Source organism: Vibrio sp. GJ43-1 (assembly GCF_055808835.1).
Map to the genome: position 1 here is coordinate 1,012,355 of NZ_CM147884.1, position 23,954 is coordinate 1,036,308.

Annotated in this window: 22 protein-coding genes, 1 tRNA gene and 6 pseudogenes; 15 read left to right on the plus strand and 14 right to left on the minus strand. The window is 44.3% G+C overall.

What is annotated here, in order from left to right; genetic code table 11:
- Positions 1–19 precede the first annotated feature (19 nt).
- Positions 20–370, minus strand: a complete 351-nt coding sequence (locus tag AC0L66_RS04820) for an ArsC family reductase (protein WP_473568576.1) — start codon at positions 368–370, stop codon at positions 20–22.
- 304 nt (positions 371–674) lie between these two features.
- Between AC0L66_RS04820 and AC0L66_RS04825 the strand changes: the two genes are divergently transcribed.
- Positions 675–956 (plus strand): winged helix-turn-helix domain-containing protein, encoded by a 282-nt coding sequence (locus AC0L66_RS04825; RefSeq protein ID WP_102471240.1) that lies wholly within the window; start codon positions 675–677, stop codon positions 954–956.
- Positions 957–1,040: 84 nt separating this feature from the next.
- Here AC0L66_RS04825 and AC0L66_RS04830 read toward each other — a convergent pair whose 3' ends face one another.
- Positions 1,041–1,391, minus strand: coding sequence for a DUF4156 domain-containing protein (locus AC0L66_RS04830; RefSeq protein ID WP_473568577.1), 351 nt, complete (start codon positions 1,389–1,391; stop codon positions 1,041–1,043).
- A complete protein-coding gene (locus tag AC0L66_RS04835) occupies positions 1,369–1,737 on the minus strand; it encodes a DUF2956 domain-containing protein (protein ID WP_265674560.1) in 369 nt (122 codons plus the stop codon). The genes AC0L66_RS04830 and AC0L66_RS04835 overlap by 23 nt, the downstream gene beginning before the upstream one ends.
- Before the next feature lie 125 nt (positions 1,738–1,862).
- On the opposite strand from AC0L66_RS04835, the gene AC0L66_RS04840 reads away from it, so the two are divergent.
- From AC0L66_RS04840 to AC0L66_RS04855, 4 genes are all read left to right on the plus strand, one after another.
- On the plus strand, positions 1,863–2,357 hold the full coding sequence (locus AC0L66_RS04840; RefSeq protein ID WP_265674561.1) for a DUF2919 domain-containing protein: 495 nt from the start codon (positions 1,863–1,865) through the stop codon (positions 2,355–2,357).
- A gap of 35 nt (positions 2,358–2,392) precedes the next feature.
- Complete coding sequence (locus tag AC0L66_RS04845; RefSeq protein ID WP_473568579.1) at positions 2,393–3,295, plus strand: Dyp-type peroxidase; 903 nt, start codon at positions 2,393–2,395, stop codon at positions 3,293–3,295.
- A gap of 149 nt (positions 3,296–3,444) precedes the next feature.
- Positions 3,445–4,581: a flagellin gene (locus tag AC0L66_RS04850; RefSeq protein WP_473568581.1), complete on the plus strand. Its 1,137-nt coding sequence runs from the start codon at positions 3,445–3,447 to the stop codon at positions 4,579–4,581.
- A gap of 230 nt (positions 4,582–4,811) precedes the next feature.
- Positions 4,812–5,945, plus strand: a complete 1,134-nt coding sequence (locus AC0L66_RS04855) for a flagellin (protein ID WP_473568583.1) — start codon at positions 4,812–4,814, stop codon at positions 5,943–5,945.
- A 273-nt stretch (positions 5,946–6,218) separates the two neighbouring features.
- On the opposite strand, the gene AC0L66_RS04860 is transcribed toward AC0L66_RS04855, so the two are convergent.
- Positions 6,219–6,737 carry a regulatory protein ToxS gene (locus tag AC0L66_RS04860; protein ID WP_265674610.1) on the minus strand — a complete coding sequence of 173 codons (519 nt, stop codon included), beginning with the start codon at positions 6,735–6,737 and terminating at the stop codon, positions 6,219–6,221.
- 12 nt (positions 6,738–6,749) lie between these two features.
- Positions 6,750–7,580: pseudogene (locus AC0L66_RS04865) on the minus strand (winged helix-turn-helix domain-containing protein).
- 263 nt (positions 7,581–7,843) lie between these two features.
- On the opposite strand from AC0L66_RS04865, the gene htpG reads away from it, so the two are divergent.
- From htpG to hemH, 3 genes are all read left to right on the plus strand, one after another.
- Positions 7,844–9,751 (plus strand): molecular chaperone HtpG, encoded by a 1,908-nt coding sequence (gene htpG / locus AC0L66_RS04870; protein ID WP_473568585.1) that lies wholly within the window; start codon positions 7,844–7,846, stop codon positions 9,749–9,751.
- 267 nt (positions 9,752–10,018) lie between these two features.
- Complete coding sequence (gene adk / locus AC0L66_RS04875) at positions 10,019–10,663, plus strand: adenylate kinase (protein ID WP_265674567.1); 645 nt, start codon at positions 10,019–10,021, stop codon at positions 10,661–10,663.
- A 119-nt stretch (positions 10,664–10,782) separates the two neighbouring features.
- Positions 10,783–11,742 carry a ferrochelatase gene (gene hemH, locus AC0L66_RS04880; protein WP_473568587.1) on the plus strand — a complete coding sequence of 320 codons (960 nt, stop codon included), beginning with the start codon at positions 10,783–10,785 and terminating at the stop codon, positions 11,740–11,742.
- A gap of 172 nt (positions 11,743–11,914) precedes the next feature.
- Here the strand turns inward: hemH and AC0L66_RS04885 are convergent.
- Positions 11,915–13,308 (minus strand): annotated as a pseudogene (locus tag AC0L66_RS04885) (peptide MFS transporter).
- A 321-nt stretch (positions 13,309–13,629) separates the two neighbouring features.
- Between AC0L66_RS04885 and rfaH the strand changes: the two are divergent.
- Positions 13,630–14,124 (plus strand): transcription/translation regulatory transformer protein RfaH, encoded by a 495-nt coding sequence (gene rfaH, locus AC0L66_RS04890; protein WP_473568588.1) that lies wholly within the window; start codon positions 13,630–13,632, stop codon positions 14,122–14,124.
- 89 nt (positions 14,125–14,213) lie between these two features.
- Here rfaH and minE read toward each other — a convergent pair whose 3' ends face one another.
- The 3 genes and pseudogenes from minE to minC all read right to left on the minus strand — a co-directional run bounded on the left by minE (position 14,214) and on the right by minC (position 15,979).
- The gene (gene minE / locus AC0L66_RS04895) at positions 14,214–14,477 is read right to left on the minus strand and encodes a cell division topological specificity factor MinE (RefSeq protein WP_250618504.1); all 264 of its coding nucleotides are present in this window, start codon (positions 14,475–14,477) and stop codon (positions 14,214–14,216) included.
- Between the two features lie 3 nt (positions 14,478–14,480).
- Positions 14,481–15,294 (minus strand): annotated as a pseudogene (gene minD, locus AC0L66_RS04900) (septum site-determining protein MinD).
- A gap of 20 nt (positions 15,295–15,314) precedes the next feature.
- Positions 15,315–15,979 (minus strand): annotated as a pseudogene (gene minC, locus AC0L66_RS04905) (septum site-determining protein MinC).
- A gap of 178 nt (positions 15,980–16,157) precedes the next feature.
- On the opposite strand from minC, the gene AC0L66_RS04910 reads away from it, so the two are divergent.
- A complete protein-coding gene (locus AC0L66_RS04910) occupies positions 16,158–16,439 on the plus strand; it encodes a YcgL domain-containing protein (protein WP_265674572.1) in 282 nt (93 codons plus the stop codon).
- 34 nt (positions 16,440–16,473) lie between these two features.
- The gene (locus tag AC0L66_RS04915) at positions 16,474–17,451 is read left to right on the plus strand and encodes a lytic murein transglycosylase (protein ID WP_265674573.1); all 978 of its coding nucleotides are present in this window, start codon (positions 16,474–16,476) and stop codon (positions 17,449–17,451) included.
- 119 nt (positions 17,452–17,570) lie between these two features.
- Here the strand turns inward: AC0L66_RS04915 and AC0L66_RS04920 are convergent, their stop codons facing one another.
- Positions 17,571–17,822, minus strand: a complete 252-nt coding sequence (locus AC0L66_RS04920) for an HPr family phosphocarrier protein (RefSeq protein WP_265674574.1) — start codon at positions 17,820–17,822, stop codon at positions 17,571–17,573.
- Between the two features lie 235 nt (positions 17,823–18,057).
- Positions 18,058–18,921 carry a bifunctional methylenetetrahydrofolate dehydrogenase/methenyltetrahydrofolate cyclohydrolase FolD gene (gene folD, locus AC0L66_RS04925; protein WP_265674575.1) on the minus strand — a complete coding sequence of 288 codons (864 nt, stop codon included), beginning with the start codon at positions 18,919–18,921 and terminating at the stop codon, positions 18,058–18,060.
- Between the two features lie 205 nt (positions 18,922–19,126).
- Between folD and AC0L66_RS04930 the strand changes: the two genes are divergently transcribed.
- The 3 genes and pseudogenes from AC0L66_RS04930 (at position 19,127) to AC0L66_RS04940 (ending at position 21,148) form a co-directional block, all read left to right on the plus strand.
- A tRNA-Arg gene (locus AC0L66_RS04930) sits at positions 19,127–19,203 on the plus strand.
- A 152-nt stretch (positions 19,204–19,355) separates the two neighbouring features.
- Positions 19,356–20,554 (plus strand): annotated as a pseudogene (locus AC0L66_RS04935) (DEAD/DEAH box helicase).
- A 267-nt stretch (positions 20,555–20,821) separates the two neighbouring features.
- Positions 20,822–21,148, plus strand: a complete 327-nt coding sequence (locus AC0L66_RS04940) for a hypothetical protein (RefSeq protein WP_265674577.1) — start codon at positions 20,822–20,824, stop codon at positions 21,146–21,148.
- 80 nt (positions 21,149–21,228) lie between these two features.
- On the opposite strand, the gene AC0L66_RS04945 is transcribed toward AC0L66_RS04940, so the two are convergent.
- The 3 genes and pseudogenes from AC0L66_RS04945 to AC0L66_RS04955 all read right to left on the minus strand — a co-directional run bounded on the left by AC0L66_RS04945 (position 21,229) and on the right by AC0L66_RS04955 (position 23,620).
- Positions 21,229–21,681, minus strand: a complete 453-nt coding sequence (locus AC0L66_RS04945) for an NfeD family protein (protein WP_265674578.1) — start codon at positions 21,679–21,681, stop codon at positions 21,229–21,231.
- Complete coding sequence (locus AC0L66_RS04950; protein ID WP_265674579.1) at positions 21,678–22,610, minus strand: SPFH domain-containing protein; 933 nt, start codon at positions 22,608–22,610, stop codon at positions 21,678–21,680. Before AC0L66_RS04950 ends, AC0L66_RS04945 begins: the two co-directional genes overlap by 4 nt.
- A gap of 155 nt (positions 22,611–22,765) precedes the next feature.
- Positions 22,766–23,620 (minus strand): annotated as a pseudogene (locus AC0L66_RS04955) (co-chaperone YbbN).
- Positions 23,621–23,668: 48 nt separating this feature from the next.
- Here AC0L66_RS04955 and AC0L66_RS04960 point away from each other — a divergent pair.
- Positions 23,669–23,860, plus strand: coding sequence for a hypothetical protein (locus AC0L66_RS04960; protein WP_265674581.1), 192 nt, complete (start codon positions 23,669–23,671; stop codon positions 23,858–23,860).
- Positions 23,861–23,954: the final 94 nt, after the last annotated feature.

The window sequence follows — 23,954 nt, forward strand, 5'->3', positions numbered from 1 at the left end:
AATTTAAAATTGAATCGTATTATAGGTTGAAAATCTGTTGGTATTGTTCGGCTTTAAAACCAATGTGGTACTGCCCATCGACCTTAAGAATAGGGCGCTTGATCATGGCTGGGTTCTCAACAAGAAGCGCGACAACATTGTCAGCATTGAGTTGTTCTTTTTGTTCTGCCGATAATTGTCGATAGGTGGTTCCGCGTTTATTCAGTACGATTTCCCGGCCAAGCTGTTCACAGAAACCTTCGACAAGCTCTGGTGTGATGCCTTGCTTACGATAGTCATGAAATTGGTACTCAATATGGCTAGCTTCCAGCCATTTTTTGGCTTTTTTAATGGTGTCACAGTTTGGAATCCCAAACATAGTTGTCGACATAGTCGTGTCCTTTGAGCGCTGATGACCCCTCTTTCTATATGAGGGTTCTTGTTGTGGGGGTTGTTCTTTGCATCCTATCAAGAAGTGTTGTGAGAGACAAAGCCTGTCGGCCTTTGCCGGACTGATACTCCTCGATTTTTATAGTAGTTTGGTAAAAAATTGCCGTGTTTCGCTGCGAAGTTCTAAAGAGTCGTTACAAAAACAAGGTCATTGAAACAAAACCGATTATCGAGAAATTGATCAAGCGCAACACGATTGTGGTGAAATTCAATATATTGGTGAAGCACATAATTAGGAGGTGTCAATGGAACTGAGTCCTGTATTTGCACGTCGTCTCTATCTTGCCCTGCTCGTTGAGAGCCTAGACAGACCGAATGTGCCAAAACTGATTGAAAGAACGGGGTGGCCTCGTCGCACCATACAAGATGTTATTAAGGCACTGCCCGGTATCGGTATTGAACTTATGTTTGTTCAAGATGGGCGCAGACACAATGATGGATATTACCAGTTGTCTGACTGGGGACCGTTTGATAGCCAATGGGTTGTACAGCGTAAAGTTGATATAGAATCAACGTTAGGTGTATAGCTACAGCGGCAATCATTGAACGCGAATGAAATATTAACAACGTGCGAGCGAATAAAAAATAAAGCCAGGGTCTAGACTCTGGCTTTATTTTTGGCAATCGTAAGCACTGCCGAGCAGCGTAACAGAAGTTTGGAAGTCGACGGGCGACAATAGGAAGACCGTGTTGGCACCTAGTTCGGCTGCATTGTTTTTAATGTCATTCATTGCGCCTCTTGCCATGGTACTGTTGAGTAAAAAGAGAAAGTTGTACCAATGACCTTCTGATCCGGTGACTTCACCTTTCCACTGGCAAAGTGAGGTATCTAGATTGTGATCCAATCTCAATACCACGGATGCCGATTGTTGCGTAACCTTATGCGCAGGTGACGAGCACCCGGATAGAATGACAACGCAGAGTAATACCGCCGATAGTTTATTGTTGTAGGTAGAAAACATACGCAGCAAAGCCTATCCAGCTAATCGTTAATAGTCCCCAAGGTAGTATAGAAGGGGATGGTGTTGCTTGACGGGAAGTCGCGTTACTTTGCATTGTGTTGTCACCCTGCATAGTGTTATCGGATGTTACGGGTCTTAGCTTCTCTCTTCGTTGTTTTTTCTGTGCCTTATCCGCTTGGCGTTTTTTCTCTTTTTGTTGTTTTTTATAAAGAGCGATGCCTTTTTCGATACCTTGTGCGACTAGACGCGTTTGTTCTTTGGTTTGACCGGGTTTTTGTGTGGATTTTGCAATTTTCATTGCCTCCTGCTGAGTTTCAGCTGATGGAATGGGTTGTTGATTTTTCATTGTTTATAAATACCAAGCTACTCGCCAATACGTTTTGTTTATTTTATCACAATGTCGCGCATGAGCTTGAATAGTCATACGTGGAACTCAATATTATGTGATACGAGACAAAAAGAGACAGACACATGCGCTATGCACTTGAGCAATACGACAAACATGGTTTCTTAAAAGCCCCCATTTGGTTATGGCTTGGGTGGTTTTTTCTTATCCGAGCATGGGTGGTATTCGTCGTTGCTGGCGCTAGCCGTAATGAGGGAGTCACGATTTTAGAATACGTCTATCCTGATCAGCAGATGTTGTATATAGGGTTAGCAATGGGGTTGCCGATTGCCATTGCGATGTGGTTGATTAGCTTAAGGAAGCCCGAATCGACGTATATAAACGGATTGGTGAACTACTTAAAACCCATTTCTTTGATCGTGGTGGCAGGTCAGTTGATACACACCACGTATTTAGTCAATTTACAGCATTGGGGATTCAGTTGGACCAATGCGGTGACCTTAGTGCTACTGCTTTGGTTCGCCATTTATTTAGTCAACAGCCGTACTGTGGTAGATTGTTTGGCAACTCCAAACGATATCCGTTCGGTTACTGATCACAATCATAACTCTACTCACTAGTTAAAAATACACTGAGCAAAAATAGAGGACTTTTTATGTCATTACCACAAAGTGCCATTATCCCAGATGCGGAACCTTTCGCGCTGTATACGCAATTGAAAGTGAATCAAAATCCGCAACAAGTGCTCGCTGCATTACAAGCTTTACCAAAGCTGGTGGACGATCTCAATCAATCTCAACCTGACGCAGCACTGACGCTATCGCTAGCATTCAGCCACCAATTTTGGTCAGGACTTGCTCAGCCAATGCCTGCTGAGCTGAAGCCGTTTCCTGAGTTAGGGGAAGGTGAGATTCATGCACCCTCAACCGATGTCGACGTACTGATTCATTGTCACTCGAAGCGTCACGATTTGCATTTCTTTGTGCTACGTAAATTGATGTTAGATATTTCAGCTGACGTTACGATTGTTGATGAGACTCAAGGGTTCCGGTTCATGGACTCACGAGACATGACCGACTTCGTGGATGGCACCGAAAACCCTAAAGGTGAAAAGCGCGCAGAAGTCGCGATCATCAAGCAGGGTGAATTGGCGGGTGGCAGTTATGTGATGGTTCAGCGTTTTGAACATAATCTTCCGGCGTGGAGCCGACTTAACGTTGCGGCACAAGAAAAAGTGATTGGTCGAACTAAGCCTGACTCTATTGAACTTGATGATGTTCCTGCAGCCTCTCACGTAGGGCGAGTAGACTTGAAAGAAGAAGGTGTCGGCTTAAAAATTGTTCGTCACAGCTTGCCATATGGCAGCGTCAGTGGCGCGCATGGTTTACTGTTTATCGCTTACTGTAATACTGTCCATAACTTTGATGCGATGCTTGAAAGTATGTACGGGGTAACAGACGGGAAAACCGACCAATTGTTGCGTTTTACTAAAGCGGTCACTGGCGCGTACTTCTTCGCTCCTTCTCAGGGTATGCTAGCCGAGTTAGCGGTTAAATAGTCATTCTTACCGTCTAACCTGATCAATAAAGAGTTTCTTGCGGTTTTAGCAAGAAACTCGTATTGCGTATCCACTTGCTCGATTTACCTTCCTCAAGTTTTGCTTTTGCTTGCCGATATAAAACACAATCGTCTGTTTTGTGGATTGCTATGTCTATTACCGTTAATACCAATGTTAGTGCAATGATGGCGCAGAATCAGCTCCACAAGGCGACTGACGCCCTAAATCAGTCGTTAGAGCGACTGGCGTCGGGCCGTCGTATTAATAGCGCAAAAGATGACGCAGCAGGGCTACAAATTTCCAACCGTTTAGATGCACAGATTTCGGGTTTAAGTGTCGCGCAACGAAATGCCAATGATGGTATTTCCATCATGCAAACCGCGGAAGGGGCAATGAATGAAACGTCACAAATTCTTCAACGTATGCGTGACTTGTCCTTGCAGTCATCTAACGGCGCCAACTCTCCGGATGATCGACGTGCGTTACAAGAAGAGTTCACCGCGCTTAACGATGAGCTAAACCGTATTGCTGAAACCACCTCATTTGGCGGCAGAAAACTGCTCAATGGCCAGTTTGGTAGTACTTCTTTTCAAATTGGTGCGGGCTCTGGGGAGGCATTGCAGGTTGAACTTAAGAGTATGCGAACCGATCAACTGCAAATGGGCGGAGCGGCTTACCAGTCATTAAACGGAGCAGCGGAGAGTTGGCGTGTTATGCCAGGGCAGCAACAGCTTAGCTTTAGTTATCAGGATTCGACAGGCCGCAGCATTACAGAAACGATTGAAGCGAAGATTGGTGATGATATAGAGCAGGTGGCGACATACATCAATGGCCAAACAAGCGCATTATCGGCATCTGTAAATGAACATGGGCAATTGCAGCTGTTTGCTGATTCGCAACAAGTGACTAACGAAGTGGCGTTTTCAGGGGCATTAGCGGGCGAATTACAGATGGAGACACAAGGTTTGGTGACCGTTGATGATTTGTCAATTGATTCGGTAGGAGGCGCTCAGTTGTCAGTCTCTGTTATTGATAAGGCAATGAAGTTTGTTGATAGCCATCGCTCAGAATTGGGTGCCAACCAAAATCGACTCGGCCATACCATTAATAACTTAGCCAATATGGAAGAGAACTTGGCAGCGTCGCGAGGTCGGATCCGCGATACCGATTACGCTAAAGAGACGACGCAAATGATTAAGCAGCAGATATTGCAGCAAGTCAGTACGACTATTCTGGCGCAAGCGAAGCAAACCCCGAACTTAGCCATGAGCTTATTACAATCATAACGTTGGCATTCGACGTCACACCGAATAACTTTAGACCTTTTTAATATTAACTTCTGCTTTTTCCAGTTTTATCACACTCCAAGCTGATATCCCCTAAAAAATCCAATTATCTTTAAAAAAATCTCAAGTTATTGCTTTGCAAGACGATAAAGAAAGTAACTTTGAGAGAACTACTTGGTTTTCCGAGACGTCGGAAACCGCTACACCGGAAAATCAATTGGAGAATTAACATGGCAGTGAATGTAAATACCAACGTATCGGCAATGACCGCTCAGCGTTACCTAAACAATGCAAGTCAAGCGCAAGGGACGTCAATGGAGCGTTTGGCTTCTGGTTCTAAAATCAACAGCGCAAAAGACGATGCCGCGGGTCTACAAATCTCTAATCGTTTGAATGTGCAAAGCCGCGGTCTTGACGTCGCAGTACGTAACGCCAACGATGGTATCTCGATTGCTCAAACCGCTGAAGGTGCGATGAATGAGACGACCAACATCTTACAACGTATGCGTGATTTGTCTCTGCAATCTTCAAATGGCTCAAACTCAAAATCTGAGCGTGTGGCAATTCAAGAAGAAGTAACTGCGCTAAATGATGAGCTTAACCGTATCGCAGAAACCACATCTTTTGGTGGTAACCGCCTATTGAATGGCACGTACGGCACGCAATCATTCCAAATCGGTGCGGATAATGGCGAGGCAGTAATGCTAAACCTGAATGACATGCGCTCTGACAACGTTAGAATGGGTGGTACAAGCTACCAAGCAGCAGAAGCTAAAGATAAAGATTGGAGTGTGGCGGCGGGCTCTAACGAGCTAAATATCACGCTTACAGACAGCTTTGGTGAAGAGCAAAATATCGCTATTACAGCCAAAGCAGGCGATGACATTGAACAGCTAGCCACGTACATCAATGGTCAAACTGACCTAGTAAAAGCGTCGGTAAATGAAGATGGTCAACTGCAAATGTTTGCCTACACTAATAAAGTAGATGGTGAAGTGTCATTTGGTGGTTCACTTGCGGGTGAGTTAGGCATGCAAGACGGTCAAGCGGTAACCGTGAATACGATTGACGTGACAAGCGTTGGTGGTGCACAGGAGTCGGTTGCGATTCTTGATTCTGCGCTGAAATACGTTGATAGCCACCGCGCAGAGCTAGGTGCATTCCAAAACCGTTTTGACCATGCGATCAACAACCTTGATAACATTAACGAAAACGTGAATGCATCGAAGAGCCGTATTAAAGATACTGACTTCGCTAAAGAGACAACAGAGATGACGAAGAACCAAATTCTTTCTCAAGCTTCGAGCTCAATTTTAGCGCAAGCCAAGCAAGCGCCCCAGGCAGCAATGAGTCTACTAGGCTAAGTGCATCAGTAAGTAAAACGCTTAACAGTGTTTCAGATTAGCGCGATAGATAAGAACCAGAGCTTCCAGGCTCTGGTTTTTTTATGGCTGAATAGGCGTGTAAGTAACCTGTTCGCGACGAGCGGTAATCGGAGGTATAAGGTCAGAGAGATGCACTATGAGTAAGTGTTACCTACTCGTGGGGGCTCGAGCCGTGGAGTGAACTGAGCCAGAAAGCATAAAAAAAGAGGCCCAAGATAGGCCTCTAATTTATGGCGTGGTTTTAATCGTGGTTTAGTTTGAAAATAAAACCGATGAGCCTTGATTTAAGCTAGTCAGCAGTAGCGTCTTACCATTAACAATATCAATGCGACGGCTTTGCTGTGCTTCCATTTTTAAGAATTGCTTAATCATAGCTAACTGCTCGTGGGTAAATTCATCAGACTGCGCGGTTGCGGTGTCCTTAAACGCACGAGGTGAAATGAGCAAATAGTTGTCGCTGATGGTCCAGCTTCCGGTTTCCGAAATTTTAAGTAGCGTATGTGAATTTGGATCTTTACCGAACAAACGCATAGAAGATTCACGAATATAAGTGCCTTCGGGAAGGTACTTCACGTTTGCCGACATTTCTAGACGGCTCAGTGGACCAATATCTGTATCTGGTGCATTTCTGGAGGCGAGGATCGCAACCATGTTGCTTTGCCATTCATTTGAGGTGAGCACTTGCTCCAGTTTTAAGTCACTGCCCCAATAAAGCCACGCACTGAGCGCCGTAGAGGCCGCAAGTAGAATGGCAGCGTATTTCATTTTCATCATATTATCCTTCTACTGGCACACTTTACTTAAGTCAGACTGCTCGGTGAAAATTCTCATAGTGACGTTTTCTCCAGAGTGTTCCACCGTATGGATGAAGTTGAGTGCAATTTGATCACTTTGATCGCCAGTGACAATGACTTGTTCGGGTTTTTTATCTAGCTCGTGTGATTCAATGTATTTTTGAACGCATTGTTCAATTTTAGGCTGCCAAGTGGACACATCGGGGTGACTTTCTGGTGTGACAATTTTCACCTCATCAACGACAGCAAGTTCTCTAAAACTTGATTCAGCAGGGTTGGTACCAATCAACACTAAGATCGGCAGCAATAAGGCTGCAACCACCATTCCCCATACTGCTGGTGGTGTTTTCTCTGCTGGTGCTTTACTTACGGCGACATGCGGCGCCGCAGCGGTAGGTTGAGCGTCCACAGGATCGTTAGGCAGTTCAGCCACCTACGCTTCATTAACGTTATTAAGGTCAATAGAGCTCGAAGGTGCAGAGCGCTCGACGGTTGAAATGAGCTGATAACCACGTTTCGGCACCGTTTTAACAAATAACGGTGATTTTGTTGGGTCTTTGAGCATCTTCCTGAGCGTTGAAATCGCCTGAGTTAGGCTTGAGTCATCAACCTCAAAGCCTTGGTCCCGCCAAACGTATTCGTGTAAATCATGACGAGTGACGACTTCATTGGGACGCTCTGCAAGCAGAAGCAAAATGCGACTTTCGTTACTACCAAGACGTACTACTTCATCATTGTTGGTTTGGTCGACCAAGGAATTGCTATTTGGATCAAAGATATATCTTTGGCCGAGTATGAACTTAGTGCCTATGTTACTCATTGCATTCTTCTTTATAATTGTCGCGGAGCGATGGAAAAAAATAGTTAGGCGCTGAATGTCGCGCAGTGCCAATTATAGTAATTTAGGATTTTTTTATAGTCAGGGGCACAAGGATAATAAAAACAAATCAAAAAAACAGCATTTTTATGTTTTTTGACCTTGAATTTACAATCTTCAGCCTCATTTCTTTACCAGAACAATCTTAAGTGTATCGAGTGCAAATAAATGTCGATACTTGATACGAAAAGTGTGATGGAGATAACATGAGCGCAACCGAAACAAGTAATAAAGAAACTCGTGGCTTTCAATCCGAAGTAAAGCAATTACTTCATTTAATGATTCACTCTCTGTATTCCAATAAAGAAATTTTTCTTAGAGAGCTGATCTCGAATGCATCGGATGCCGCAGATAAGCTGCGTTTCCAAGCGCTTTCTAACGGTGATTTGTATCAAGGTGATGCTGAACTTGGTGTGAAATTATCGTTTAGTGAAGAGCATAATACCTTAACGGTTTCTGATAACGGCGTAGGTATGTCACGCGATGACGTGATTGAGCACTTAGGAACGATCGCAAAATCAGGCACAAAAGAGTTTTTCTCTAAGCTTTCTGAAGAGCAAGGTAAAGATTCGCAACTTATCGGCCAGTTTGGTGTGGGTTTCTATTCCGCGTTTATTGTTGCTGACGCAGTGACGGTTCGCACTCGTGCGGCTGGTGCGTCTGCCGAGCAGGGCGTGCAATGGCACTCTGCTGGCGAAGGTGAGTACTCGATTGAAAACATTACTAAAGAAACGCGTGGTACTGATATCGTCCTTCACATGCGTGAAGAAGGAAAAGAGTTCCTATCAGAGTGGCGTTTAAAAGAAATCATCAGCAAGTATTCTGATCATATCGGCATCCCTGTTTCTATCCAAACCGTAGAGCGCGACGAGGAAGGCAAAGAAACAGGCGAAACCAAATGGGAACAAATCAACAAAGCACAAGCGTTGTGGACTCGCAATAAGTCAGACATCAGCGACGAAGAATATCAAGAGTTCTATAAGCACGTTTCTCATGACTTTGCAGACCCACTTCAGTGGAGTCATAATAAAGTAGAAGGCAAAAACGACTACACGAGCTTGCTATATATCCCAGCTAAAGCGCCGTTTGATATGATGAACCGTGACCATAAAAGTGGTTTAAAACTTTATGTTCAGCGCGTGTTTATTATGGATGACGCCGAGCAGTTCATGCCTTCTTACCTACGCTTTATTCGTGGTTTGATTGATTCAAACGATTTACCTCTCAATGTATCTCGTGAAATTTTGCAAGATAATAAAGTCACGCAATCGCTACGTAATGCTTGTACGAAACGTGTATTAACAATGCTAGAGCGTTTAGCAAAAAACGACGAAGAAAAATATCAATCGTTTTGGAAAGAGTTTGGCTTGGTGCTAAAAGAAGGCCCAGCAGAAGACATGGGTAACAAAGAAAAAGTGGCGGGTCTGTTGCGTTTTGCTTCCACAGAGGTGGATTCAGCAGAGCAAACCGTCGGTTTGGCCTCTTACATTGAGCGCATGAAAGAAGGTCAGGATAAGATTTATTACCTGACAGCAGATAGTTATGCAGCGGCTAAGAATAGCCCTCACTTAGAGCAATTCAAGGCGAAAGGCATCGAAGTGGTACTGATGTTTGATCGCATTGACGAATGGCTAATGAATTACCTGACTGAGTTTGATGGCAAGCAGTTCCAGTCGATCACAAAGTCGGGTCTTGATCTGAGCAAGTTTGAAGACGAAGCTGAGAAAGAGAAGCACAAAGAAACAGAAGAAGAATTCAAGTCAGTGGTAGAGCGCACTCAAGCTTACCTAGGCGATCGAGTGAAAGAGGTTCGTACAACCTTTAAGCTTGCCACGACACCAGCAGTAGTGGTGACGGATGATTTCGAAATGGGCACACAAATGGCGAAGTTGCTAGAAGCGGCGGGTCAGGAAGTGCCAGAGGTGAAATACATCTTTGAAATTAATCCTGAGCACGAATTGGTTAAGCGCATGGCTGATGAAGCTGATGAAGAAGCGTTTGGCGGCTGGGTAGAAGTATTGCTTGGACAAGCCATGCTTGCTGAGCGCGGGTCGATGACGGATCCTTCGCAATTCCTAGGTGCGGTTAACCGACTTTTGTCTAATGTGAAGTAGTCACGTTTATTGAAAACAATGAGCTCAGCGTGCTGGGCTCATTGTTTTTTCGTAGTGAGGATCTCGTTTTTAGCTAACTTTATCTTTTCTACGGGCATTCTTTAGTCGTATTTCACGCCAAGCGAGAATTTTCTATGCTAGAATGCGACGCTTGAATAATCATTCATTTCACTTTTATACCGAAACTTATCGTCGATACGCTATTCAAAGCCATGCTTTGATTGTGAGCTTCGGTATAAAGTCTTTTTATTTATAAGAGGAAACAACATGCGCATCATTCTTCTAGGTGCTCCAGGTGCTGGTAAAGGCACACAAGCTCAATTCATCATGGAAAAATACGGGATTCCTCAAATTTCTACTGGTGATATGCTTCGTGCAGCGATCAAAGCAGGCACAGAGCTTGGTAAGAAAGCGAAAGCGGTTATCGATGCAGGTCAACTTGTTTCAGATGAAATCATCTTAGGTCTTATTAAAGAGCGCATTGCTCAAGACGATTGTGAGAAAGGTTTCTTGCTAGATGGCTTCCCTCGCACTATCCCTCAAGCTGACGGCCTAAAAGAAATGGGCGTTAACGTTGATTACGTGATTGAATTTGACGTAGCGGATAGCGTGATTGTTGATCGTATGGCGGGTCGTCGAGCGCACCTAGCGTCAGGTCGTACTTACCACGTGACTTACAATCCACCTAAAGTGGAAGGCAAAGATGATATCACTGGTGAAGATCTAGTGGTTCGTGATGACGACAAAGAAGAGACAGTACGTGCTCGTCTAGGTGTTTACCATGATCAAACTGCGCCGTTGATTGCTTACTACGGCAAAGAAGCTGAAGCAGGCAACACTCAGTACCTTAAGTTTGATGGTACTAAGCAAGTTGACGCGGTAAGTGCAGACATCGAAAAAGCACTATCTTAATTGCTGATTCGTGAATCTTGTTAAAAAACGACCCTTTAGGGTCGTTTTTTTTATTGATCCAATCCTAGATTCAATGGGTATAATCGCCATTGTTATTTGATCAAATCAAAAGGAAGTCTATGAGCATGGCACCAAACACGGGAGTACTCTTGGTTAACCTGGGCACTCCAGATGCGCCGACACCAAAAGCAGTGCGCGCATTCTTAGGTGAGTTTTTACATGATCATAGAGTCGTAGATATGACTCGTTGGCTGTGGTGCCCCATTTTACACGGTGTTATCTTGCCAGTTCGTTCGCCAAAAGTGGCGAAGCTCTACCAGTCGGTGTGGATGGATGACGGTTCTCCTTTGATGGTGCACTCAGTAAGGCAAGTGAAGGCGCTTCAAGAGCGCCTGAATGTACCTGTAGAGCTGGGAATGACCTATGGCAACCCATCATTAAGGCATGGGATGTCCTCTTTGCTAGAGCAAGGGGTAGAGAAGGTGATTGTATTGCCTTTATACCCACAATATTCGGGGACAACGAGTGCCGCAGTTTTTGATGGATTAGCAAAAGCGTGTAAGTCACTGTCGACGATACCAAGTATCGACTTTATTCGAGATTATTATCAGCATCCGCTTTACATCAAAGCGCTAGCACAAAAAGTGAGAGCACATTGGGACAAGCACGGACAAGACTATTTACTTTGTTCCTATCATGGTATTCCAAAACGCTATGCTGATAATGGTGATGTGTACCCTCAACATTGTGAGCACACGACGAGGTTATTGGCGCAAGAACTAGGATTGGACGACTCTCAGATAGGAATGAGCTACCAATCTATCTTTGGGCGTGAAGAGTGGTTACAGCCGTATACGGCGAAGACGTTAGAAGCTTTGCCGACTCAAGGCATTAAGCGTATAAACGTGATGACACCAGCCTTCTCAGTTGATTGTCTCGAAACCTTAGAGGAGATTGCCGTGGAGTGCCGTGATATTTTTATCGAAGCTGGCGGTGATTCCTACCAATATATAGAGTGTTTGAACGACTCAGAACTGCACATCGACATGATGGTCGATTTGGTTAACACAAGCTTATAGGTTACGGTTTATCGGGCTTATGCTTTATCGAGCTGATGTGGTACTGAGCATAGGGCTTATCGACGGTATTAAAGTTGTGGATTAATAGACGTGTACTGGCTGCTAGGCATAAAAAAACGCCGCTCTATTTAGAGCGGCGTTTTTTGTTACGCATCTATTTTTTTCAAATCAATTAAGCGATTTGAGCTTGTTGCTCTTCGATTTCTTGAGCGTTTGATGTTGCCGATTGTTCTGCACCGTGCATCCATTTTACCAAAGTGTTCGCACATAGCAGCAAAATGACGCCAGAGATGACCGCTGTGATAGCAATACCACCGAAGATGGACATTGCGCCAAGCTCACCCACATGTGAGCCAATCAAGCCAGCAACGTAGTTTGCAATTGCGTTAAAGCCAAACCATGCGCCCATCATGAGTGAAGCAAGACGTAGTGGCGCAAGTTTGGTTACCAGTGACAGACCAATAGGAGAAATACACAGCTCACCTAACGTATGGAAGAAGAACGCACCTACTAGCCATAACATAGACGTTTTCACGTTGGTGTCACCGCCTTGTTCCATTACCGCCCCCACCATGCACAAGAAACCAAGCGCAAGGAAGAACAGTGCCAAAGCAAATTTAACTGGAGAGTTAGGTTCACGTTTACCCAGTTTGACCCAAAGCGCGGCTAGAACGGGAGCAAGCGTAATCACAAAGAACGGGTTAAGAGACTGAAACCAAGCCGCTGGGACTTCAAAGCTACCAATCATGCGATCTGTATATTGCTGCGTGTAGATGTTCATCAAGCCGCCAGCTTGTTCAAAACCAGCCCAGAAAACAATAACAAACAAGCCCATAATAAGAATGACTTTAAGACGATCTAGTTCTTCGCGAGTTAACGGCGCTTTCGTTTTGTTTTTGTTGAGTGCTCTAGCGCGAGCCGCCGCAGGAACCGTACCAATATCGCCTAACCATGATTTAGACATAGTCAGTTGCATGATAATACTGATCACCATGCCAATGCCTGCAATCAGGAAGCTTAAGCACGCCAGCCGTAAGAGCCAGTGACTGAGCCAGAAGCAATACCCGCAAGTAGTGAGCCTAAGTTAATGCCCATGTAGAAAATAGTAAACGCGCCATCACGACGGTTGTCACCATCTTTATAAAGATCGCCAACCATTGTTGATATGTTTGGTTTGAACATACCGTTACCAGCAATCAACAGAGCCAGTCCTAGGTAGAAAGCTTGCTCAGCGGGCAGCCCAATCGCACCTACTGGCATTGCAAGGGTAAATTGCCCCGCAGCCATGAGCACACCGCCGATGATGATAGAACGACGCTGACCTAAATAGTTATCAGCAATCCAGCCACCAATGAGAGGGGTGATATAAACCAGTCCAGTATAGATGCCATATAAGTCCAGAGCATCTTTAGTGGACCAACCCATACCGCCATTCATCGTTGCGTCAGTGAGGAAAAGGACCAAAATGGCACGCATCGCATAATAGGAAAAACGTTCCCATAGCTCAGTACCAAACAGTAAAAACAGCCCCCGAGGGTGACCTAAAATGTTGTGTTGTGCTGTCATAAGTTTTACTAATTTTAGTTATGAAAGAATATAATGTGCATCAAGATATACATAACAAAATTAAAAACTGCAATAGGGTTGTTTTATAGCCTATATGAATGATTAAGCTAAGTTGTTAAAATGTAAGAATTTTTAACCAAGAGGGCACGAAAGCTGCGTGCTGGAAACTAACTTTTCACTTTTATTGCATTGGAAGTGACTGTTTTGTCTATAAAGCGCTGTAAGAAGCTCCCTACTACCTATTAGGAAAAGTTGCCTTTGTGGTACGATGTAAGGCAGTTAGTGCAGGCGAACTATAATAATTAAGGCTAAGTGAACACAATGAAACGTTGGTATTTACTGTATTGTAAGCGCGGTGAGCAAGCGAGAGCAAAGCTCCATCTAGAGAATCAAGGCTTACAATGCTTTTACCCAGAAGTTGAAGTGGAAAGAATTCGACGAGGAAAAAGGCAAAAAGTCAAAGAGCCGCTGTTTCCTTCGTACATTTTTATTCAGTTTGATTTTGAAGCAGGCCCTTCTTTTACCACAATACGTTCAACGCGAGGCGTGGTTGACTTTATTCGCTTTGGTGCCCAGCCAACCGAGGTGCAAGGGGATTTGGTGTTTGAGCTTCAGCAAGCAGTGTATTCGCATGTAGAGGCGGAAGACGGTGCACTTCCCGATGTCGGGCAAAAAGTGCGAGTAACGGCGGGTCAATTCGCAGGTATTGATGCGATCTTTCAAGAGAAGGATGGCGATACGCGTTCGATTATGTTGGTTAATCTAATTAATAAGCTGGTTCCGGTGAGTATTGATAATAAAGATCTGGATCTATAAGGCCGGAATGGTTTTGAAGGCTCAATCTACAATGATTGAGCCTTCACTTTCGAAGGTGAGTCGAAGAGCTAATTTAGGCTAAAGCGCGCTTACCTTTCATCTTCGGGTAATTGAACATTCAATTCGAGTACGGAGATATCGTCATCTTTATGCTCAAATGAAAGGTCGACCATTGATGGATCCACGTCGACGTATTTAGCAATGACCTTCAGAATATCTTCTTTCAACTGCGGTAAATAAGAGGGCGATGGCGACCCTTCACTGCGGCGTTCAGCGACAATGATTTGCAGTCGTTCTTTGGCAAGATTTGCCGAGTTTTTCTTCTGTGGGCGGAAAAATTCAAGTAGTGACATGCATTAACCCCCAAATAGACGTTTGAAAATACCTTTCTTCTGCTCGGTTAGGAAGCGGAAGTCCACCTGCTCTCCTAATAAGCGCTCAACCGTGTCATTGTAAGCCAATCCGGCGTCTGACTCATTGTCGAAAATTACCGGCACTCCCTTTGTTTGAGGCGTTCAATACCGCTTGGCTTTCTGGAATTACACCAAGTAAAGAGATGTGTAAAATTTCTTCAACATCTTCAACCGACAGCATTTCACCCTGGTTGACACGTGTTGGGTTGTAACGAGTTAACAGTAGGTGTTGTTTTACAGGCTCTAGGCTTTCTTCTGCTCGTCTTGATTTCGAGTCGAGAATGCCAAGGATTCGATCTGAATCTCGCACAGAAGAGACTTCTGGGTTGGTAGTTACAATGGCTTCATCGGCGAAATACAACGCCATTAGTGCACCTTGTTCAATACCTGCGGGTGAATCACAGATAACAAAGTCAAAGCCCATCTCATCAAGATCGTCCAGTACGCGACGCACGCCATCACGTGTTAGCGCATCTTTATCGCGAGTTTGTGAAGCAGGAAGAATAAAGAGGTTATCTGTGCGCTTATCTTTGATTAACGCTTGATTTAAGGTCGCTTCACCATTGATGACATTGACGAAGTCATAAACAACGCGACGTTCACAGCCCATGATTAGATCGAGGTTACGCAAACCAATATCAAAATCAATCACTGCCGTTTTCTTACCTTTTAACGCAAGACCAGAGGCGATAGCAGCGCTAGAGGTAGTTTTACCTACGCCACCTTTTCCTGATGTTACAACAATAATGCGGGCCATTATTCTTACTTCCTTAATTTCTATATCGTGAGAATGTCAAATCTGAGGCTGTCGTCTGTCATACCAAACATAACTTTTTTCCCCCAGTATTCACTTTCAATCTGGTCGCTCAGCCAGTAGTTACCAGCGATGGAAACTAGCTCAGCTTGTAAATCGTGACAGAGGATTTTTGCGTCGGTGGAGCCGCTAGCGCCTGCAATCGCGCGTCCTCGGAGTGTGCCATGAATATGAATAGTACCGTCAGCAATCACTTCAGCACCTAGGCACTTACGTGGCTTAAAATCACCAAGTCGCCATTTTTGGCATAAACTTGTTGGCCGGAGCGCACGGGAGTACGAATTATTTTGGTCGGCTCCATTTTTGCTTGACGCTTTGGCTGGCGTTTTACTTGCCGTCATAATGGCAAATCCAGCGTCAGATGCTAGATTTTGGGTACGTTTATCTTTACACCCCGTCACACCTACAGGGATCATTCCGGCTTCTTCAATACCTAGTTTTAGGTCGAGAAACACGATATCTTCGTGGACTTGGCTGATATTCAAGACAACGGGTGCCGCAGCAAAAAAGTTGGAGCTTGATTCACTTTTTCTTTTAAAAAGTGAACGGCTTTAGACACATCGTTGTCAGAAAGATGCAACACCGATAAGGTGAAGCTACTGCCTTTCAAATCAGGGGATGGTGACATTAATGATCAAATCCTTGTGCCAATGACATTGCTTTAGGTTAGGCTAATCATGTTATATTTCAACACTAAAGACAGCAAGCTATCTTGCTCCCAAATAGATAATTTACTCTCATTTTCGATTAAACAACCTGCATCGCCTTTTTTTCAACAAAAACAGCGGTGACAAAAGAGACATATCATGCTTTGTTCAATTTATAAAAGTGCAAAAAAGCAAGGGGCTTACCTCTATATCACTAAGAAAGATGACTTTTCACAGGTTCCTGACGCCTTACTTGAAATGTTCGGAAAACCGACGTTAGTTATGGTTGTAAAATTGGATGGCCGAACGCTTGCTCAGGTGGATGTCGATATCGTTAAACAGTCATTACAAAATGAGGGCTTTTTCTTACAGTTACCACCACCGCAAGAGAACTTGCTCGAAACGTATAAAGAGCAAAAAAAGGCGCAGAAAAAACAATAAGACAAATCGGTGAAGACGCTCTAGGGAGGGCACTTTGAAAAGAATGTTATCAGTTGTGTTAGGCGTCAGCTTATCTGCGAGCGTACTCGCATCAGAAAAAGGCAGCTTTGAAGAGTACGTTGAAGGCTTAAAGCAAGAAGCAAAGTCGTTAGGTATCTCGCAACAGATCTTAACAGAAGCATTCCAAGGCGTAGAGTTTAAGCCGAGGGCGGTGACTGCCGATCGAAATCAACCAGAGAAAAAGCTAACACTAGACGAGTACATACCGCGAGCGGTGCCAGACTGGAAAGTCAAAAAAGCCAAAGAATTGCACCAAAAATACTACGCTGAACTTCAACAAGTCGCGGATGAATATGGTGTTCAGTCTCGCTTTATCGTCGCGCTTTGGGGCGTAGAGAGCAATTTTGGTACCTTTACAGGCAATTATCGAGTTATTGATGCGTTGTCGACCTTAGCTTATGAAGGGCGACGTGAAGCCTTTTTCCGTAAAGAAGCACTCGCAGCGTTGACTATTTTGGAGCAAGGACATATTGCCCCAGATAAAATGAAAGGCTCATGGGCGGGGGCAATGGGGCAGAGTCAGTTCATGCCGAGCTCTTTCTTAAACTTTGCGGCCGATGGTAACGGTGATGGGAAAAAGGATATTTGGAACTCAGAAGCCGATGTTTTTGCGTCGACCGCCAATTATCTTGCCCAGTCGGGATGGGATGACAGTTATACATGGGGACGCCAAGTTAAAGTCCCTCACGGTATTTCACCCGAGCTACAAGGGCGAGAGGCAGCCAAAGGTAAGTATCTTCAAGAATGGAGTAAACTTGGCGTCACTCGTTATGATGGTCGCCCACTGCCACAGCTAGATGAGGACATTAAAGCATGGCTAATTATGCCCGATGACGAAAATGGTCGCGTGTACTTGGTTTATAACAATTACAATGTACTGATGAAGTGGAACCGTTCGTATTATTTTGCGCTTGCGGTTAGTCATTTAGCTGACCGAATTGCAATGGATTAGTACGCTTTAGTTTTGTATTAAAGAGAAACATTCGAAAAAAAGGGCCTTAAGAATCTTTATCTTAAGGCCTTTCTATTATCTGTTTCGGTATCCTATCTACTCTTCTCCAATGGTGTTATCTAGCCAGTTACGCCTTCTAAAAAACGAGTGAGTTCGTCAACCGCTTGGCGATTTGAGGACTGAACGGTCACTTCTGTCCCTTTTACCAAGTTTAATGTTTGGATTTTGAAGAGATTCTTTGCGGTGGCACTTTTGCCTTGCGAGATAAGCTCTACGTCTTCCGCATACTTTTTTGCTTCTTTAACGAATAGGGCGGCAGGACGTGTATGAAGGCCGCTTTCGGCAGTAATCGTGGCACTCTTTTTGTACATAGTGTCTTATCCTCATGATTCATTGTTATTTCTTATCTTGGTCTAGTTTTATCTGAGCACCTGTCGAAAAACCGTGACCTAAGTGCAAAATGCCAATTGTCAAAACGTATATTGGGAAAAAATGAGAACCAGTATTAATTATTGTATTGATTTATATGCGTTAAAAATAAAAACACCTCAACTTGATGTCTCAAATTGAGGTGTTAGCGTATTCGAAGATTTGAAAAGTAGCGCGTTACTTTTTAGCTGTGTGGAACTGCTCGCAGGCAATCATGGTGTTTTCAATCAAACTTGCCACGGTCATGGGGCCAACACCACCTGGGACGGGGGTGATAAAGCTGGCGTTGTTTTTTGCTACATCATATTCCACATCGCCAACTAATTTGCCATCGTCCATTCGGTTGATACCCACATCGACAACGACAGCGCCTTTCTTGATCCAGTTACCCGGAATGAAGTTAGGTTTACCAACGGCAACTACGACGATATCGGCTTGACGAACATGACCTTCTAGATCTTTAGTGAAGCGATGACATGTCGTCGTGGTGCAGCCTGCAAGTAGAAGCTCAAGTGTCATAGGGCGGCCGACGATATTAGATGCACCAACGACGACAGCATGTTTGCCACGCATTGGGATGTTATAGCGATCCAATAGGGTAATAATACCTTTTGGTGTGCAAGAGCGTAGTTTAGGCATACGTTGAGCGAGTCGACCTACATTGTAGGGGTGGAAACCATCAACGTCTTTCTCTGGGATGATGCGCTCAAGAATAAGCGTGTCGTCAATGCCTGCGGGGAGGGGCAATTGCACTAAAATACCATCTACTTCAGGGTCGTTATTAAGGGTATCTACAAGGCTTAATAACTCATCTTGGTTTGCGTTTGCAGGCAGATCATAAGACTTAGAAACAAATCCCACTTCTTCACACGCTCTGCGCTTACTTCCGACGTAAACTTGTGAGGCAGGATCTTCACCTACCAGAACAACCGCTAAGCCCGGCGCCCTAAGGCCAGCGTCGGTACGTGCTTTTACTCGTGCAGCGACTTCAGAGCGGACAGTTTGAGAAATAAGTTTCCCATCGATGTTTTGAGCAGTCATAATTTTCCTTGAGAAAGTTAATTGGCTGTTATTTTTGTGTGTATTGTCCCAGAAAAGTATTTCAAAAGCCAGAAAGCAAACGTTTGCCTCGTTTGAAATATCACCATTGACTGATAGGTTGTGGTTTTTTTGGGCATTTGAATCACAAAGAGTAAGAAAGCCATTGATTTACCGAGTTCATCTCGTATAATCCTTTCCCTGTAGCGCGCCCTTAGCTCAGCTGGATAGAGCACGTCCCTTCTAAGGATGTGGTCGTAGGTTCGAATCCTACAGGGCGCGCCATTTATTAAGAAACCCCTGATAGCTCCTTGAGTTATCAGGGGTTTTGCTTTTTCTGCGATATATATCGTATCTGCTACACTATCATCACCTTATTGCGCGTCATTCATCACGCGTTATTACTAGCGCGTCATCGACAATGTGAGAGACTCTTTATGCCGTTTACTAAACTTGGGCTCAGTGCCCCATTACTGAATGCGATTGAAAAAGTAGGTTACGATAAGCCTACCACTATTCAGAATAAAGCCATTCCCCTCATTTTAAACGGCGACAACCTACTTGCTGCGGCGCAAACTGGTACTCGGTAAAACGGCGAGCTTCGTTTTACCAATTCTAGAAAAATTAAGTCGAGCGGAAACCCAGCGTAAGAAGCGGGCAAGAGCGCTTATTTTGACTCCGACACGGGAGCTCGCGCAACAAGTTCACCAAAGTATTGAAACGTACGGTCAAGAATTGTCGCTAAAATCCATGGCGATGTATGGTGGAGTTGATTATGCACCACAGAAGCAAGCATTAATTGATGGTATTGATATTGTAGTGGCAACACCTGGCAGGTTGTTAGACCTTTATGGTCAACATGCTATTCACTTTGATGAAGTGGAATGCTTGGTATTGGACGAAGCTGACAAAATGCTTGATATGGGCTTCATTGAAGCGATTAACAAGATTATTGCTCGAGTGCCAGAAGACGCACAAACACTGCTGTTTTCCGCTACGCTGTCCAACCCTGTCCGAGAGTTGGCCCGCAGTGCGATTGATAACCCATCTGAGATCAGTATTGCTAAGCACAGCGCCTCTAAGGGGAATATTAAGCAATGGATAGTGACGGTTGATAAAGATATTAAGTCATCATTGTTAAGCCATCTATTAACAGAGAATTCATGGTCTCAGGCATTGATTTTTATCGAGACGAAGCACGGTGCTGCAAAACTAGTGAGTCAACTTGAGAAGCGCGGAATTCAAGCGGAAGCGTTCCATAGTGGTCGTAACCAAAAAGTGCGTCAGCAGCTGATTGAAGATTTTAAGGCTGGGAATATTCAATACTTGGTGTCAACAGGGGTTGCTGCGCGTGGTATCGATATTGAAAACTTACTCTATTGTGATTAACTATGACTTACCATTCCCGGCAGATGAGTACGTGCATCGAATTGGTCGTACAGGGCGAGCAGAAGCAGCGGGCGAAGCCGTGTCTTTAGTATCGAAAGATAATTTTAAGAACTTATGTATGATCGAAAGTCGATTAGGGCACCTGCTTGAACGCGTGGAGATTGAAGGTTTTGAACCTCGTAAACCTGTGCCGATTTCGATTTTAAACTATGTGCCAAAGCATAAGCGTAATAGCGAAGAGCGGTAATCCAATCATCGTAGCGCTGAACGACTAACAGTAAGCGAATCACAGTCAGCGATAAACGATAACAGATGACCCATAGCCTCTAGTGTTTCATTAGAGGTTTTTTTACGTTTGGAGAATCGTGTAATTCATTATCCTAACGACTCAATAATTATCCTAACTACTTAATAATTATCCTAACTACATGCTGAAATTATACTAGGTTATTAAAACGCTGGCTGGTAAGGGCTCGCGTATTAATTTATGGCTACATTGGATGAGAGGACTATCATGGCAAGACGCTGGTGGGGATTGTGGGCGATTTGCTTAGCTTTTACGGCAAGTGCTGAGGTATTTGATGGCTTTCCTGATGTGGTGGTGTGTGAAGTCGGTAAGCCTTATCGCAACGGCTCAATTACTTTATTTGCTGAATATCAGGATCAAAACCGGATTGTGTATTATCGCAGTATGGATGGAAAGCAAGGCGTCAAGATCGATCGTAAAGGGTTGGTGAGTGCGAGTCACAAGCACAGTAAAAATAACTGCGTTGGCCAGACATTGAACACCTTAATGTCAAAGGGGAAAACCTTTAATTTTCAAATGATAGAGAAAGAATAAGCAGCTCGATTGAGCTGCTTAAAATTTGCATTTTCGCAATAGTATTTTCGCAATAGCACTTGCGCTGCTGTTTCGAACGTTTAATCCGCCTTTTCGATCAAAAGTGTAATGCCATCGACATCAATGACTCGTACTAATGACCCTGACGCTATGGGTTCATCGCTATAGGCGGTCCAAGACGTGTCCCCAAGATTAATTCGGCACTTGCCTTTAGTGATATCATGATCTAACACGGCGGTTTGACCGATCAGCTGCTTATCTTTTTGGTTTAGCACTCTGCTGTTGTCTGAACGTGTGTCAGTCTTATGCTGTTTTCGCCACCATAGCCATGTGAGCACAAGGGCGAATACGCCAAAGCTTATCCATTGTAGCTGCCAACTGATAGGAAGAAAGGCGACAATGATGCCAACCAACATAGCAGAGATCCCAAGCCACAATAAATAGCCAGCGGTGCCGAGTAGCTCCCCACATAAGAGAAGTAACCCAAATGCGAGCCAGTGCCAGTAGTTAACTTGGTTTAGTAGCTCAATCACGCTTTTTCCTTGTTATCAGCTTTGGATTGATTAAACATTTCCGCGATGCCAGCGACTGACCCCATTAGACCTGTAGCTTCAAGTGGTAGCATAATGATCTTGCCGTTTTCGGCTTGGCCAATTGACTTTAGAGCATCAGTATAGCCTTGCGCGATAAAGTAGTTAACCGCTTGCATATCGCCTTGGGCGATAGCTTTTGAAACCATTTCAGTGGCTTTAGCTTCCGCTTCAGCGGCTCTTTCTCGCGCTTCTGCTTGAAGTATAGCAGCTTGCTTCTCACCTTCCGCTTTTAAGATTTCGGATTGCTTATGTCCCTCTGCACGTAAAATCTGAGCCTGTCTTACCCCTTCCGCTTCTAAAACTTCAGCACGCTTGTTTCGTTCGGCTTTCATTTGAGCATTCATCGCAGCGGTGAGATCGGCTGGTGGCTGAACATCACGTATTTCGATACGGGTGACTTTTACCCCCCACGAGTTGGTTGCCTCATCAACGATAGCAAGCAACTTAGTATTTATGGAGTCACGCTGGCTGAGCATTTCATCAAGCTCCATTGAGCCAAGTACAGTACGCATATTGGTGAGAGTAAGATTGCGAATAGCATGTTCAAGATCAGTGATCTCATAGGCGGCTTTGGCCGCGTCGATGACTTGCACAAAGCAGACGGCATCGATCACCACATTGGCATTATCTTTACTGATGACTTCTTGTGGCGGGATATCCAGTACGCGCTCCATCATATTGACTTTATTACCAATGGAATCAACAAATGGAATGATGAGGTTCAGCCCCGGTCTAAGGGTATGGGTGTAGCGTCCAAAACGTTCGACAGTCCAGTTATCGCCCTGTGATACAGTTTTAACCCCAGCAACTAAAAATACGATTGCGACGAGGATAAAACCACCAATAGTAACCATTGCATCAATAGCCATGAGCTAACTCCTTGTATAGAATTTAATCCATTCTGGATCAATATTAACGTGAGCGCAAATAGAATAGTGTATTGCTGTGTATCGAAGGAAATGACTAAATTGTAAATAATATCAGAAGGTTATTAAAAGGGAGGTTTTCCCTCCCTTTTGTTTGATCAGTAGAGCAGGGAGTAGAGTTGTCGGCGATATTTACCAGCGATTGGATTACCTTGTCCTAGAGCTGAGAGGATGTCCATGAAGGTCTTCTTTAGCTCTCCATCTAACGCATTGAGATCGCGGCTAACATGGCCCCAAAGTAGCTCAAGAGCTTCTTCATCTCGACCAACTTGATGGTATTGCAGGGCCAGTTCTGCAACGATTTTAAGTTCGCTAGGGAAGCGTGTAGAGCGGCTTCTAATGATTGAATTTCTGGACTGTCGGCGGCTTGCTTGTGCAGGTCAAGCTTAGATACTAACGTTTTATAGTAATTGTCTTTATATTCTAGCGGAATGCTGTCTAGCATCGCTTCAGCGAGGTCGAATTGATTGGTTTCTAATAAACTGTTTGCTCTTGCGAGCTTAATTTCACCCTTGCTTTGGTATTCTTCTGACAAAGTCGCAAAGAGAGTTAGAGCTTCGGCATGCGCGTCTTGCTGAGTCAGTTCTAGCGCTTTTTGTGCTGTCAGTTCATCTTGGCTTGGTAGGTGTTTCGCTAACATGGCTGTGATGGCTTCAAGAGGCTGGGGACCACCTAGTCCGTCTACCGCATTGACCATTGACGAATAACGCGATCGTCGGCAGTGTTTGTACGCCAAATTGACCAGCAATAGCTTGCTGTTCTTCGCAGTTCAATAGGGCTAGGGTAAAAGCACCGCTGTATTGTTCTGTTAATGCTTTTAATGATGGGATCATTTGAACGCTTTCTTCACTCATCGGCGCCCAGAAATGAATGAGTACTGGCGTGCTCATAGAGCCTTCTAATACTTGGCGAAAATTTTGCTCATTCAGATCAACAATATACGGAGGTTGCATCCAATAGTCCTTGTTTGTATTCACGTTAGTTCTACAAGCAAGATTGGTATGAAAGAGCAGAAATTCAAGGGTGTAAAGCAATTCAAGGTTATAAAGAAAGTAAGCGTGGTGCAGAAACCAAAACACCGCGCTTTTCAGCACGGTGTTTATGGTGTTTTCGGTATCGGCTGTTTGGGGGAGTTAAAACCAAACAAAATAGGCGAGCGTCACCCCCACAGCGACCCAGTTAAGCTGATTTAACGTCATGTTGTCGTATCCAGATTAATCACTGCAAGTTGTAGGATCGTTATTGATCCTTTTTAGAAAGTCGTAGCAATAAAACCGATTGCTGCGA

What these genes read in the sequence shown, in the direction of transcription:
- AC0L66_RS04960 (WP_265674581.1), top strand. Translation starts at nt 23,669, where the DNA reads ATGAAAGAGCAGAAATTCAAGGGTGTAAAGCAATTCAAGGTTATAAAG.
- folD (WP_265674575.1), bottom strand. Translation starts at nt 18,921, where the DNA reads ATGACTGCTCAAAACATCGATGGGAAACTTATTTCTCAAACTGTCCGC.
- AC0L66_RS04845 (WP_473568579.1), top strand. Translation starts at nt 2,393, where the DNA reads ATGTCATTACCACAAAGTGCCATTATCCCAGATGCGGAACCTTTCGCG.
- AC0L66_RS04855 (WP_473568583.1), top strand. Translation starts at nt 4,812, where the DNA reads ATGGCAGTGAATGTAAATACCAACGTATCGGCAATGACCGCTCAGCGT.
- adk (WP_265674567.1), top strand. Translation starts at nt 10,019, where the DNA reads ATGCGCATCATTCTTCTAGGTGCTCCAGGTGCTGGTAAAGGCACACAA.
- AC0L66_RS04850 (WP_473568581.1), top strand. Translation starts at nt 3,445, where the DNA reads ATGTCTATTACCGTTAATACCAATGTTAGTGCAATGATGGCGCAGAAT.
- AC0L66_RS04950 (WP_265674579.1), bottom strand. Translation starts at nt 22,610, where the DNA reads ATGGCTATTGATGCAATGGTTACTATTGGTGGTTTTATCCTCGTCGCA.
- htpG (WP_473568585.1), top strand. Translation starts at nt 7,844, where the DNA reads ATGAGCGCAACCGAAACAAGTAATAAAGAAACTCGTGGCTTTCAATCC.
- AC0L66_RS04920 (WP_265674574.1), bottom strand. Translation starts at nt 17,822, where the DNA reads ATGTACAAAAAGAGTGCCACGATTACTGCCGAAAGCGGCCTTCATACA.
- minE (WP_250618504.1), bottom strand. Translation starts at nt 14,477, where the DNA reads ATGTCACTACTTGAATTTTTCCGCCCACAGAAGAAAAACTCGGCAAAT.
- rfaH (WP_473568588.1), top strand. Translation starts at nt 13,630, where the DNA reads ATGAAACGTTGGTATTTACTGTATTGTAAGCGCGGTGAGCAAGCGAGA.
- hemH (WP_473568587.1), top strand. Translation starts at nt 10,783, where the DNA reads ATGAGCATGGCACCAAACACGGGAGTACTCTTGGTTAACCTGGGCACT.
- AC0L66_RS04835 (WP_265674560.1), bottom strand. Translation starts at nt 1,737, where the DNA reads ATGAAAAATCAACAACCCATTCCATCAGCTGAAACTCAGCAGGAGGCA.
- AC0L66_RS04860 (WP_265674610.1), bottom strand. Translation starts at nt 6,737, where the DNA reads ATGAAAATGAAATACGCTGCCATTCTACTTGCGGCCTCTACGGCGCTC.
- AC0L66_RS04830 (WP_473568577.1), bottom strand. Translation starts at nt 1,391, where the DNA reads ATGTTTTCTACCTACAACAATAAACTATCGGCGGTATTACTCTGCGTT.
- AC0L66_RS04820 (WP_473568576.1), bottom strand. Translation starts at nt 370, where the DNA reads ATGTCGACAACTATGTTTGGGATTCCAAACTGTGACACCATTAAAAAA.
- AC0L66_RS04840 (WP_265674561.1), top strand. Translation starts at nt 1,863, where the DNA reads ATGCGCTATGCACTTGAGCAATACGACAAACATGGTTTCTTAAAAGCC.
- AC0L66_RS04940 (WP_265674577.1), top strand. Translation starts at nt 20,822, where the DNA reads ATGGCAAGACGCTGGTGGGGATTGTGGGCGATTTGCTTAGCTTTTACG.
- AC0L66_RS04910 (WP_265674572.1), top strand. Translation starts at nt 16,158, where the DNA reads ATGCTTTGTTCAATTTATAAAAGTGCAAAAAAGCAAGGGGCTTACCTC.
- AC0L66_RS04825 (WP_102471240.1), top strand. Translation starts at nt 675, where the DNA reads ATGGAACTGAGTCCTGTATTTGCACGTCGTCTCTATCTTGCCCTGCTC.